This is a genomic window from Streptomyces sp. NPDC107517 (assembly GCF_055582645.1).
In genome coordinates this window covers 211363-223986 of the sequence record NZ_JBVJPM010000002.1, presented here as the reverse complement: position 1 = coordinate 223986, position 12624 = coordinate 211363, and the positions used below count along the sequence as shown (strand labels likewise).

Here is a 12624-nt window from a genome sequence, read left to right as displayed (position 1 = left end):
GGGCGGGGCCACCGAGCGGCCGGTGCCCGTCCACGCTCCACGCCCGGCGCTCATCGCTCCGTCGCGAGACGTGGATCACTCTGCACCCGCTCATTAGGATGTGTCCAAGACCAATACCGGGCTCCAGTCAGACGTCATCCGTCAGAAAAGGAGCCGTCACACGCCGGCGTCGGGGGCGTCCGGTGGCGTCGGCAGGACGTCCTCCGCCACGCGCAGGACCGCCTGGAGGGGCGCCGAGCGGTTTCCGGTGCGCCAGCCGAGGGCGATGGGGAGCACCGGCACGTCGTCCCCGACCAACGGGCGGAACACGACGTGTTCGAGATGGATGGCGCGCGCGGACGCGACGACGACGGCGAGCCCGACACCCGCGCCGACGAGGGCGAGCATGTTGTACGAGTCCGGCGCCTCCTGGGCGATCCGCGGGGCGAACCCGGCGTCGTGACAGGCCTGCACCATGGCCTCGCGCACGGCCGAGCCACGGGCGACGGGGAACGTGACGAACGGCTCGTGCGCCAGCTCGGCGAAGTGGACCTCGTCCTGCCGGGCGAGCGGATGGCTGTCGGGCAGCGCGAGCACGAGCCGCTCCATCCGCACGACGCGCGCCGTGATGCCGCGCCGCACCGGGAGCGCCACGAACCCCACGTCGAGGGACCCGTCCGCGATCCTCCCGAGCGCCTCACCGGTGTAGGTCTGGCCCTCCAGCACCAGCTCGATACCGGGGAGTTCGGAGTTGACGGCGCGGGTGAGCAGCGGCAGCGCGGAGTAGCTGCTCGCCCCGGCGAACCCGACGGTGACCCGCCCCACCTCCCCGAGGTGCGCGGCCTGCACGGTCCTGCGCACCGCCGACGCCTCGGCGAGCAGATGCCGGGCGGGCCCGAGCAGCGCGTGCCCGGCCGCGGTGAGCCGCACGGTCCGGGTCGTCCGGTCGAACAGCTTGACGCCCAGATCCCGCTCGAGCAGCTTGATCTGCTGGCTGAGCGGCGACTGCGCGATGTGCAGCCGCTCGGCGGCCCGCCCGAAGTGCAGTTCCTCGGCGACGGCGACGAATCCTGAGAGGTGTCTGAGCTCCACGCGGCGACCATACGGCCCGTGGTCCGAGCTCCACGCGGCGACCGTACGGCCCGTGGGCGGCCCGGACGCCGGCGAGCCCGGACCCCCCGTGCACCCACTCCTCAGTCCCGAGGCAGCCCCAGGATCCGTTCCGCCACGACGTTCAGCTGCACCTGCGTCGTGCCGCCGGCGATCGTCAGGCAGCGCGACATCAGGAACCCGTGCAGCGCCCGCTCCCCCGCTCCCTCCCCCAGGGCGCCCTCGGGACCGAGCAGCTCCAGGGCGAGTTCGGCGACCTTCTGCTGGTGCGGCGTCTGCACGAGCTTCCGTACGGACGCCCCCGGGCCCGGCTCCGCGCCGGCCACCTGCCGCATCGTCGTGCGCAGCCCGATGCAGGCCAGGGCGTGCGCCTCCGTGGCGAGCGCGCCGATCCGCGCCCGGTACGCGCCGTCGAGCGTTCCGGCGCGGGCGATCAGCGCCTCCAGGCCCGTGTCGAAGGTCAACTGGTCGGCCATGTGGACCCGTTCGTTGCCGAGCGTGTTCCGGGCGACGCGCCAGCCGTCGTCCACCTGCCCCACCACGGCGTCCTCGGGGAGCAGCACGTCGTCGAAGTACACCTCGTTGAAGAGCGAGTCCCCGGTGATCTCCTTCAGGGGCCGTACGTCGATGCCCTCGGTCCGCTTCATGTCGACGAGGAAGTAGGTGAGGCCCTTGTGCTTGGGGGCGTCCGGGTCGGTGCGGGCGAGCAGGATCCCGCGGTCGGCCCACTGGGCGGCACTCGTCCACACCTTCTGCCCGTTGACGCGCCAGCGCCCGTCCTCGGTGCGCTCGGCCTTCGTCCGCAGCGAGGCCAGGTCGGAGCCGGCGCCGGGTTCGGAGAACAGCTGGCACCACATGACCTCGCCCAGGAGGGTGGGCAGGAGGTAGCGGTCCCGCTGCTCCTCGGTGCCATAGGCGAGGAGTGAGGGGACGACCCAGGTCCCGATGCCTAGGTCGCTGACACGGACGCCCGCGGCGGCGAGTTCCTGCTGTACGGCGAGCTGCTGGAGGGGGCCCGCGCCGAGGCCGTACGGCTCGGGCAGGTGCGGCGCCGCGTACCCGGTGGGCGCGAGGGCGCGGCGGGCGGCGGCCGGGTCGAGGCCGGACATCCCCTCGACGGCCTCACGGGCCCGCGCCCGGAACACCTCCGCCTCCGCGGGCAGCTCGAGGCGCAGCTCGCGCCGCGCCCCGCCCTCCGCGAGCCGCACCGCCCGCAGCCGGTGCGCGTCCCCCGCGCCGAGCAGCTGCCGTGCGACGACGGCCCGCCGCAGATAGAGATGCGCGTCGTGCTCCCAGGTGAACCCGATCCCGCCGAGGATCTGCACACAGTCCTTGGCGCAGGAGTACGCGGCATCGAGCGCGGCCCCTGCGGCGAGAGCGGCGACCAGCTCACGCGCCGCGCCACCGTCCGACGCCTGGACGCCCTCGCCCGCCGCCCGTGCCGCGTCCCACACCAGTGCCCGCGCCTGCTCGACCCGGACCAGCATGTCCGCGCACAGATGCTTGACGCCCTGGAACTGTCCGATCGGCCGCCCGAACTGCTCCCGCACCTTCGCGTACTCGGCAGCCGTGTGCAGCGCCCACGCCGCGACGCCGCACGCGTCGGCCGCGAGGACGACGGAGGCGAGGTCGCGCACGGTGGCCGTGTCGACGGCGAGGATCCGGGGGGCCGGCACCAGGGCGCCCCGGGCGGTGATCTCCGCGGTGGGGCGCGTGGGGTCGGCGCTCTCGTGGACGCGGACGCCGATTCCCGCGGTGTCCGCGTCGACGGCGACCCAGACGGTTCCGGTCGCGGACTCGGCGGCCAGGAGGAGCAGGTCGGCCTCGCCCCCGGACAGGACGGGCGGCGCCACCCCGTCGAGGACGAGCCCGTCGGACACAGTGACGGCGGTCAGCGTTCCCGTGCCGAGGGCGACGGCGCCGATGCGGTCGCCGGAGGCGAGGGACGCGGCGAGGCCGAAGGCCCCCGCGTGGCACAGGACCAGCGAGGCGGCGGCGTTGGCCGCGAAGGGGCCGGGCAGCGCGGCCCGCCCCGCCTCTTCGAGGACGACCGCGAGGTCGACGAGGTCGCCGCCGCCCCCGCCGTACTCCTCGGGCAGATGGAGGCCGAGCAGCCCCTGTCCGGCGAGTCCGTCCCAGTGGGCGGGGCGGCCCGCGGGGGCTGCGGGGGCGTCGAGCAGTTTGCGCACTTCCTCGGGCGGTACGGCGCGTGCGAGCCAGCCGCGCACGGCGTCCGACAGCTCCTCTTGCTCCTGCGTGATCGCGATGCCCATGCGGCGCACGGTAGAACACGTTCCAATCTGACGGAAGGTCAGATACCGAGCGAGGCATGTAATCAAAAGGTAAAGACCTTCAAGACTTCCCCTTGTACGACACCCGTCGGAATAGTCGCCCGAGGTAACGGGTTCGGATTCACGTACCCGACGCGCGAAGCCCGCCGCCGCGCGACGCCTGAACTCTCTGCCTCCGGAGGCACTACGTAATGACGCAGACGACCCAACGGCCGACCGCGCAACGCGGAATACGCGGAGTCGTCCCCGTACTCGCCTTCGCCGGTATCACCGTCGCGGTGATGCAGACACTTCTCGTTCCGGTCATCAAGGACCTCCCGGTCCTGCTCGGCACCGCCCCCTCCAACGCGACCTGGGTCATGACCTCGACCCTCCTCGCGGGCGCCGTCTCCACTCCGATCATGGGCCGCCTCGGCGACCTCTACGGCAAGCGCCGGATGCTCCTCACGAGCCTCGCGATCATGGTCGTCGGCTCGCTCGTCGCGGGCTTCACCAGCGATCTCCTCGTGATGATCGTGGGCCGCGCCCTCCAGGGCTTCGCCATGGGAGCCATCCCTCTCGGCATCGGCCTGATGCGCGACGAGCTGCCGCGCGAGAAGCTCGGGTCCGCGATGGCCCTGATGAGCTCCTCCATCGGTGTCGGCGGCGGACTCGCGCTCCCGCTGGCGGCCCTCGTGGCCCAGCACGCCGACTGGCACGCCCTCTTCTTCGGCGCGGCGGGCCTCGGTGTCGTCGCGATCCTGCTCACCCTGATCTTCGTCCCGGAGAGCTCCGTCAAGGCCGAGGGCAGCTTCGACGTCCTCGGCGCGCTCGGCCTGTCGGCCGGACTCGTCCTCTTCCTGCTGCCGATCACCAAGGGCAGTGACTGGGGCTGGACCGACCCGATGACGCTCGGCCTGTTCGGCGCGGCCTTCGTCGTGCTCGTGCTGTGGGGCGTGCTGGAGCTGAAGCTCAAGGCCCCGCTCGTGGACCTGCGCACCACGGCCCGGCGCGAGGTGCTCCTCACCAACCTCGCCTCGATCATGGTCGGTGTCGCGTTCTACGCGATCTCGCTCGTCCTGCCGCAGCTCCTCCAGCTGCCGGAGGCGACCGGCTACGGCCTCGGCCGGTCGATGGTCGTCGCGGGCCTGTGCGTGGCGCCGCTCGGCCTCACGATGATGTTCACGGCCCCCGTGTACGCCCGCCTGTCGGCGAAGTACGGCCCGAAGACCACGCTGATCCTCGGCATGCTGATCATCGCGATCGGCTACGGCGCCGGCCTCGGCCTGATGAGCGCCGCCTGGCAGACCATCGTCATCTCGGTGGTCGTGGGCGCCGGCATCGGACTCGCCTACTCCTCGCTGCCCGCCCTGATCATCGGCGCCGTCGACGCGTCCGAGACGGGTGCGGCCAACGGTCTCAACACCCTGATGCGGTCCATCGGCACCTCGGTGTCGAGCGCCGTGATCGGCATGGTCCTCGCCAACACGGCGAACCACGTCGGCGGCGCGGCCGTGCCCACCATGCACGGCTTCCGCATCTCGTTCCTGATCGCCACCGGCGCGGTCGCCATGGGCGTCCTGCTCGCCGTCTTCCTGCCGAAGCAGCGCCAGGCGACCAAGCCGCAGCTGCGCGCCAGCAGCGAGGAGGACGCGGCACTGGAGCGCGCCGAGGAGATCCTCGGAGGCTTCCGCGGCCAGGTGCTCGACGCGGCGGGCCTGCCGGTCTCCCGGGCCAAGGTCACGCTCATCGACCGGCGCGGCCGCCAGGCGGGCGCCGCGCTGACCGACCACACGGGCCGTTACGCCCTGGAGGTCCCGGCCGGCGGCTCGTACGTGCTGGCCGCCACCGCCGCCGGGCACGCGCCGCGGGCCTCCGCGGCGACGCACCACGGCGAGGACCGGCCGGTCGACGTCGACCTGGCCCTGGAGCTCATCGCGCAGGAGAGTCGAACCGCGGCTCACAGCTGAGCAGTTCGGAGACATCGGAACCGACCGGCAGCTCCTTCGGGGACGCGTCGCGGGTGAAGAGGCGGGCAGCACGCTCGCCCTGAACCGCGGCGCGTTCGCCGTTCACCCGCAGCCAGGACCCCTCGCGCAGGCCGAGCACCGGCACGTCGTTCTCCTCGAGGAACTCCGTGAGGCGCTCCTCGCGGGTCTCGCCCTTGTGCGTGGACGCCGGGTCCGGGTCCAGGTAGTGCGGGTTGATCTGGAACGGGACGAGGCCGAGCGCCTCGAACGACGGGGGCTGCACGATCGGCATGTCGTTGCTCGTGCGCAGGCTGGGCGCCGCCATGTTCGTGCCGGCGCTCGCGCCCATGTAGGGCAGGCCGCCGCCGACCGCCTTGATCAGGGCGTCGCGCAGGCCGGTGCGGTAGAGCGCGCTCAGCAGCCGGAAGGAGTTCCCGCCCCCGATGAACACGGCGTCGGCCGCGGCGAGTTCGGCCACCGGGTCGTCGCCCTCGTGGACACCGCGCACGCCGATCCCGGCGCCTTCGAGCGCGCCGCGCACCCGGTCCGTGTACGTGTCGTGGTCCGCCAGCGCGTACGGCACGAACGCGAGACGGGCCTTCGGGGGGAGGAAGCCGGTGACGGTGTCCAGGGCGTGGGCGAGGTAACCGCGGCCGTACTGGGTGGAGTTGGAGAGCAGCAGCAGATTCAAGGGGGTGACTCCTCAGGGGTGGTTCAGGACTTCGGGACTTCAGGGCTGCAGGACTTCGGGCTTCAGGACTTCGGGCTTCAGGACCGGGGCGCGCGCGGTTTGCGCGTGCGCTGCGGAGGGTGCGTGAGCCGCTTCTCCAGGAGGCTCGCGGCCTTGCGCAGGGCGTCGAGCCGGTCCTCGGGCCCGTCCGCGAAACGCTCCTTGGCGCCGCCGAGGCTGAGGCTTCCGTAGGGCTCGCGGCCCAGGAAGACCGGCACGGCGACCGTCGCGATCCCGGCGTCGTACTCACCGACCGTCCAGGCGTACCCCTGGGCGCGCACCTGCACCAGCTCCCGCTCCAGCTCGTCCGGGTCGGTGACCGTGCGGTCGGTGAAGCGGGCCATGGGGCGGCCCCGGAAGAGCCGGTGGCGCTGCTCGTCGGGCAGGAACGCGTAGAACGACTTGGCCGTGGCTCCGGCGTGCGCCGGGTACAGCTCTCCGACCAGCGGGTAGTAGCGCAGCGGCCCGGACTCGCCCTCGACGGCCGCGACACAGCGCATGTGGAAGCTGTCCGGCAGACAGAACAGGACGGTGTCGCCGGTCGCCCGGCCCAGTTCCTCCAGGACGGGCGCGGCGAGCAGTTCGAGCGAGCCCGAGCGCTCCCAGAGCCGGCCGAGGCGGAGCACGGCGGGCCCGATGCGGTAGCGCCGGGTGGCCGGGTCGGAGACCAGGAAACCGCGGCCCGCGAGTGTCGAGAGCAGCCGCTGGGCGACCGAGGTGTCCCAGCCGAACTCGGCCGCCACCTCGGTCACGCCCCAGTCGGGCCGCGTCCGCTCGAAGGCGAGCAGCACCAGCAGGGCGCGGTCGACGGTCTGCAGCGCACCCGCGGGCGTCTTGCGGTCCAACGGGATCTCACTCAAGGCATCTCACCATTCAGACCTGAATTGCAGATAACGGGAAACAGTTGCCGACAACGCTAACCGATCCCGAATCTGCTGTCAGCACCACCCGACCTGGAGTGAGTGTCGGGAGCGAGAGAGGCCGCCCAATGCTGAAGTACGTCCTTGATGTCGTCGAACTCCTCGACGACCCGAACGCCGACGGCAAACGCGCCGTGGAGTACCTCGACTCGGTCGCGGGCCCCGGTGGCTGCGGCGCCGAGGTCACCACCGTCACCGGCGAGCGCGGCTCGACCGACTTCCTGCTGGTACGCATCCCGGGCAGCACGGGGCGTACGAGCGGCGGCGCGTCCCGCACGCTCGGCGTGGTCGGCCGCCTCGGCGGTGTCGGCGCCCGGCCCGAGATGACGGGCCTGGTCTCCGACGCGGACGGCGCCGCCGCCGCGCTCGCCACCGCGGCCAAGCTGCTCGACATGCGCCGCAAGGGCGACGTGCTGCCGGGCGACGTCATCGTCGCCACGCACATCTGCCCGGACGCGCCCACCGCCCCGCACGACCCGGTCCCCTTCATGGACTCCCCGGTCGACATCGCCACGATGAACCGGCACGAGGTCACCGGCGAGATGGAGGCCGTGCTCTCCATCGACACCACCAAGGGCAACCGGATCATCAACCACAAGGGCCTCGCCCTGTCCCCCACCGTCAAGGAGGGGTGGGTCCTGCGGGTCAGCGAGGCGCTCGGCGAGCTGCTCGCGGTCGTCACGGGTGAGCCCTTGGTCACATACCCGGTGACCACGCAGGACATCACGCCGTACGGTAACGGTGCACATCACATCAATTCGATCCTCCAGCCGGCCACGGCGACCCCCGCTCCGGTCGTCGGCCTCGCGGTCACCTCGGCCGCCGCGGTCCCCGGCTGCCAGACCGGCGCGAGCCATGAGACCGACATCGCCAGTGCCGCGCGCTTCGCCGTCGAGACGGCCAAGGCGTACGGGGGCGGGCGCCTCGACTTCCACGACGAGGCCGAGTTCGACAACCTCGTGAGCCGCTACGGCTCCCTGTCCCACCTTCAGACCCTCGGCCATGAGAGCCGTGAGCCCCGGGAGTCCTCATGACCGCCACAGACACCGAGACCAAGCGGCTCGGCAGCGACGACTACTCGCTGACCCGCGTCCCGCGCGACCAGCGTCTCGGCTTCTGGACGATGCTGCTCCAGTGGCTCGCCCAGTCGGGCTCCATCTCGCAGTTCACGCTGGGCGCCACCATCGGCGTCGGCATGACGTTCGGGAACGCGTTCCTCGCCTTCACGCTCGGCGCGGTCATCCTCGAAGTGGTGATCTTCGCGATCGGCCTGGCCGGCATGCGCGAGGGCCTCGCGACCCCGATGCTCACCCGCTGGATCGGCTTCGGCCGCAACGGCTCCGCGCTGGTCAGCTTCGTCATCGCGGTCAGCCTCGTCGGCTGGTTCGGGGTGCAGAACACGATCTTCGGCAACAGCGTGTCCGCGCTCGTCGGCGGACCGTCCTGGATGTGGTGCGTGGCCGCGGGCCTCGCCATCACCGTCCTGGTCATCTTCGGCTTCCGCTACATGGCGCTCTTCGCGAAGATCGTCACCCCGCTGTTCTTCGCCATGGTCGCCTGGTCGGTCACGGACGCCCTGATGGACCACTCCATCGGCGACCTGATCAGCTCGCCGGCGCCGGGGCAGACGATCCCGCTCGCCGTCGCGGCCACCGCCATCGCGGGCGGCTACATGACCGGCGCGATCGTCTCCCCCGAGATGACCCGCTACAACCGCAAGGGCTCGCACGTCTTCCTGCAGAGCGCCTCGTCGATGATCCTCTCCGAGTACATCGTCGGCCTCACGGGCGTGCTGCTCGGCCACCTGGTGAAGTCCAGCGAGGTGTCGCACATCGTGCTCTCCACCTCCGGGGCCTTCGGTGTGATCGTGGTCCTGATGTCCACCGCGAAGATCAACGACTGGAACCTGTACGGCTCCTCGCTCGGCGTCGTCAACTTCTTCCAGGTCGTCTTCGGCAAGCGCCTGCACCGCGGCGCCGTCACCGTCGCGCTCGGCCTCGCGGGCACCCTGCTCTCGGCCGTCGGGATCATGACCCACTTCACTGAGTTCCTGTCCGTGCTCGGCGTCGCCATCCCGCCCATCGGCGGCATCATCGTGGCCGAGTACTGGGTCGTACGCCGCATGCGCAAGCCGCTCGACGAGACCCGCGAGGCCGGGACGCTGCCCGCGTCCTCACCGACCTGGGTGCCCCTGTCGATCGTGATCTGGATCGCCGCGTTCTGCGTCGGCAAGTACGTGACGGTCGGCATCCCGGCGCTCAACTCGCTGGCCACCGCCTTCGTCCTGTACGCCGTCCTCGGCCTCCTCGGCCTCGTGCGGCCGTACGGCACCTCCGCCCTGGACGACGAGGACACCACCGTCCCCGCCGCCCCCGAAGCGACCCCCGTGGGAGCGGCATGAACACCCCCAGCGCCCTGACCCCCGCATCCGAGGAGGCCCAGGCCGAGGTCGTCGGGCTGTGCGCGGAGCTGATCCGCTTCGACACGTCCAACCCGACGAGCGACGAGCGCGCCTGCGCCGACTGGGTCGTGGCCCGCCTCGCCGAGGCCGGCATCGACTCGACCCTCGTCGAGAGCGCGCCGGGCCGGGCGAACGTCATCGCCCGCATCCCCGGCGCGGACAGCACCCGCGGCGCCCTCCTCGTGCACGGCCACCTCGACGTCGTGCCCGCCGACGCCGCCGAGTGGCAGGTGCCGCCCTTCTCCGGCGAGATCCGCGACGGCTATCTGTGGGGCCGCGGCGCGATCGACATGAAGGACACGGTGGCCGTCATGCTGGCCACCGCCCGCCACTTCGCCCGCACCGGCACCCGCCCCTCGCGGGAGATCGTCCTCGCGTTCCTCGCCGACGAGGAGGCGGGCGGCAGGTTCGGCGCGCACTGGCTCGTCGAGCACCACCCGGAACTCTTCGCGGGCGTCACCGAGGCGATCGGCGAGGGCGGCGGATTCTCGTACGCGATCGACGACACCCAGCGCCTCTACCCCATCGAGAACGCCCAGCGCGGCATGGCCTGGATGGAGCTCACGGCGACCGGCCGCGCCGGCCACGGCTCGTCCCCCAACGACGAGAACGCGGTCACCGACCTGGCCGAGTCCCTCACCCGCATCGGCCGCCACACGTTCCCGATCCGCCTGATCGAGCCCGTACGGGCGCTGCTGGCGGAGGCCGCCGCACTCAAGGGCGTGAAGATCGACTTCGAGGCCGAGGACCTCGACGCCGAACTCGCCAGGCTGGGCCCGGTCGCCGACTTCATGCAGGTGGTGCTCCGCAACTCCGCGAACCCCACCATGTTCACGGCCGGCTACCAGACCAACGTCATCCCCGGCAGGGCCACCGCCCGCGTCGACGGCCGCTTCCTGCCCGGCCACGAGCAGGAACTCGTGGACACCATCGACGAGTTGCTCCTGCCGTCCGTGCGGCGCGAGTGGGTCAACCACGACATCGCCATGGAGACGACGTTCGACGGCCCGCTCGTCGCCGCCATGTGCGAGGCCGTGCGCGCCGAGGACCCCGACGGCCACCCGGTCCCGTACTGCAACCCGGGCGGCACCGACGCCAAGGCCTTCACCAAGCTGGACATCCGCTGCTTCGGCTTCAAGGGCCTCAAGCTGCCGCACGACCTGGACTACGGCCGCCTCTTCCACGGCGTCGACGAGCGCGTCCCGCTGGAGGGCCTGCGGTTCGGCGTCCGCGTCATGACCCGCCTCTGGCAGAGCTGCTGACCCGCGGCTCCCCCGATCGCCCCTGACCCGGGCTCACCCCCCGTACGCCCCCGCCGCACCCGGCGGCGGGGGCGTACGGCAGCATGAGCGGCCTTGTACAACATGCCTAGGACAGGGGAACCACCATGAGCGCGGCACCCAAGCCGGAGATCCTCGCCGCCTTCGAGGCCGCCAAGGGGTTCATGCCGCTCGGCGAAGGGCTGGCGCTCCACGCGGCCGCCGCCGAGGCCGCCACGCTCGGGCTCCCGCTCCTGGAGGTCGGCACGTACTGCGGGCGCTCCACGATCCTGCTCGCCGACGCGGCCCGAGGGGCCGGCGTGAGCGCGCTCACCGTGGACCACCACCGCGGCAGCGAGGAGCAGCAGCCGGGCTGGGACTACCACGACCCGGAGACCGTCGACCCGGTCGTCGGCCGCATGGACACCCTCCCCACGTTCCGGCGCACGCTGCACGCGGCCGGCCTGGAGGACCACGTCGTGGCCCTGGTGGGCCGCTCCCCGCAGGTGGCCGCCGTCTGGGGCGGCAAGCTCGGCCTCGTCTTCATCGACGGCGGCCACACCGACGAGCACGCCACAGCCGACTACGAGGGCTGGGCCCCGCACGTCGCCGAGGGCGGCCTGCTCCTCATCCACGACGTGTTCCCGGTCAAGATCGACGAGTGGACGGGCCAGGCCCCGTACCGCATCTACCTCAGGGCTCTGGAATCCGGCGCGTTCACCGAGGTCTCGGCCACGGACTCCCTGCGCGTCCTGCGCCGAACAGGCCCCGGGATCTGACAGGAGCCTGTGTCCGGGACCCGGCCACAGGCTCCGACCGCTAGGCTCACTCACGTGTCATACGTAGGTCCGGACAGCGACGGTTTCTTCGACGGCGACGGGGACGGCCCCCGGCGGCCGCGCCGGTTCAGCGGCGGTCCGCTGACCGTGACGCTCGCCGCGCTCGTGCCCACGGCTCTCGCCGGGTGGCTGATCTGGCAGGTGGTGGGCGGCCCGGGCGAGGGCGAGCCCGCGAAGACGCTGCCCGCCGCGAGCCAGTCGTCGACGGCCGGGACGGGCACCCCGTCCCCCTCCCCGTCGAAGTCCGACGACGGCAAGAAGGGCGAAAGGTCGCCGAGCACCACCCCGTCGAAGTCGAAGCAGCCCGCCTCCCCGGCCGAGCCCGCCGGGTCCGGCCCTCTCAAGGGCAAGGTCGTCGTCATCGACCCGGGTCACAACCCGGGCAACTTCCGGCACACCGCCGAGATCAACCGGCTCGTCGACATCGGAACGAACCGCAAGGAATGCGATACGACGGGCACGTCGACCAACGCCGGTTACACCGAGGCCCAGTTCACCCTCGACGTCTCGCGCCGACTGCGCACCCTGCTCCAACAGCAGGGCGCCACCGTCGAGTTGACCCAGAACGGCGACCGCTCCTGGGGCCCGTGCGTGGACGAGCGCGCCCGGATCGGCAACAAGGCGCACGCGGACGCGGTGATCTCCGTGCACGCCGACGGTTCCGCGGCGGGCAACCGCGGCTTCCATGTGATCCTTCCCGCATCCGTGAAATCCGGTTCCGCCGACACCACCGCGATCGCGGGCCCCTCGCGCGATCTCGGCGAACGCGTCGCGGGCAACTTCCTGCGCGCCACGGGCTCGGCCCCCTCCAACTACATCGGCGGCGGCACCGGCCTCGACGTGCGCAAGGACCTGGGAGGCCTCAACCTCTCGACGGTGCCGAAGGTGTTCATCGAGTGCGGCAACATGCGTGACGCGAAGGACGCGGCCCTGTTGACGAGCGGCACATGGCGGCAGAAGGCGGCGCAGGGCATGTCTGACGGAATCGTGAGTTTCCTGCGCGGGTAGTTCTCACCCTGCGGATCTCGGCAGACACCCCCGCCGCACGGACGATAGTGTCTCCCTACGATGTGGGGCCACCCCCGC

Annotated in this window: 10 protein-coding genes; 6 read left to right on the top strand and 4 right to left on the bottom strand. The window is 71.9% G+C overall.

Annotation, left to right across the window (positions count from 1 at the left end; translation table 11 throughout):
* Window positions 1-156: 156 nt before the first annotated feature.
* Together ACZ67T_RS04750 and ACZ67T_RS04745 are read right to left on the bottom strand one after the other, a co-directional pair.
* Window positions 157-1071, bottom strand: coding sequence for a LysR family transcriptional regulator (locus ACZ67T_RS04750; RefSeq protein WP_469981557.1), 915 nt, complete (start codon window positions 1069-1071; stop codon window positions 157-159).
* A gap of 101 nt (window positions 1072-1172) precedes the next feature.
* Window positions 1173-3362: an acyl-CoA dehydrogenase gene (locus ACZ67T_RS04745; protein WP_469981556.1), complete on the bottom strand. Its 2190-nt coding sequence runs from the start codon at window positions 3360-3362 to the stop codon at window positions 1173-1175.
* A 209-nt stretch (window positions 3363-3571) separates the two neighbouring features.
* Here ACZ67T_RS04745 and ACZ67T_RS04740 point away from each other — a divergent pair, with 209 nt between their 5' ends.
* The gene (locus ACZ67T_RS04740; protein ID WP_469981555.1) at window positions 3572-5329 is read left to right on the top strand and encodes an MFS transporter; all 1758 of its coding nucleotides are present in this window, start codon (window positions 3572-3574) and stop codon (window positions 5327-5329) included.
* Here ACZ67T_RS04740 and pepE read toward each other — a convergent pair.
* Together pepE and ACZ67T_RS04730 are read right to left on the bottom strand one after the other, a co-directional pair.
* Window positions 5292-6020: a dipeptidase PepE gene (pepE, locus tag ACZ67T_RS04735; RefSeq protein WP_116502342.1), complete on the bottom strand. Its 729-nt coding sequence runs from the start codon at window positions 6018-6020 to the stop codon at window positions 5292-5294. The two genes, ACZ67T_RS04740 and pepE, sit on opposite strands and share 38 nt — an antisense overlap.
* Window positions 6021-6097: 77 nt before the next feature.
* A complete protein-coding gene (locus ACZ67T_RS04730; protein WP_469981554.1) occupies window positions 6098-6919 on the bottom strand; it encodes an IclR family transcriptional regulator in 822 nt (273 codons plus the stop codon).
* Window positions 6920-7047: 128 nt separating this feature from the next.
* Between ACZ67T_RS04730 and ACZ67T_RS04725 the strand changes: the two genes are divergently transcribed.
* The 5 genes from ACZ67T_RS04725 to ACZ67T_RS04705 all read left to right on the top strand — a co-directional run bounded on the left by ACZ67T_RS04725 (window position 7048) and on the right by ACZ67T_RS04705 (window position 12546).
* Window positions 7048-8013: a DUF1177 domain-containing protein gene (locus ACZ67T_RS04725; protein ID WP_469981553.1), complete on the top strand. Its 966-nt coding sequence runs from the start codon at window positions 7048-7050 to the stop codon at window positions 8011-8013.
* Window positions 8010-9380 (top strand): cytosine permease, encoded by a 1371-nt coding sequence (locus ACZ67T_RS04720; RefSeq protein WP_469981552.1) that lies wholly within the window; start codon window positions 8010-8012, stop codon window positions 9378-9380. The genes ACZ67T_RS04725 and ACZ67T_RS04720 overlap by 4 nt, the downstream gene beginning before the upstream one ends.
* On the top strand, window positions 9377-10702 hold the full coding sequence (locus ACZ67T_RS04715) for a M20/M25/M40 family metallo-hydrolase (RefSeq protein WP_469981551.1): 1326 nt from the start codon (window positions 9377-9379) through the stop codon (window positions 10700-10702). The genes ACZ67T_RS04720 and ACZ67T_RS04715 overlap by 4 nt, the downstream gene beginning before the upstream one ends.
* A gap of 125 nt (window positions 10703-10827) precedes the next feature.
* Window positions 10828-11478 (top strand): class I SAM-dependent methyltransferase, encoded by a 651-nt coding sequence (locus ACZ67T_RS04710; RefSeq protein WP_469981550.1) that lies wholly within the window; start codon window positions 10828-10830, stop codon window positions 11476-11478.
* A 54-nt stretch (window positions 11479-11532) separates the two neighbouring features.
* A complete protein-coding gene (locus tag ACZ67T_RS04705; protein ID WP_469981549.1) occupies window positions 11533-12546 on the top strand; it encodes an N-acetylmuramoyl-L-alanine amidase in 1014 nt (337 codons plus the stop codon).
* Window positions 12547-12624: the final 78 nt, after the last annotated feature.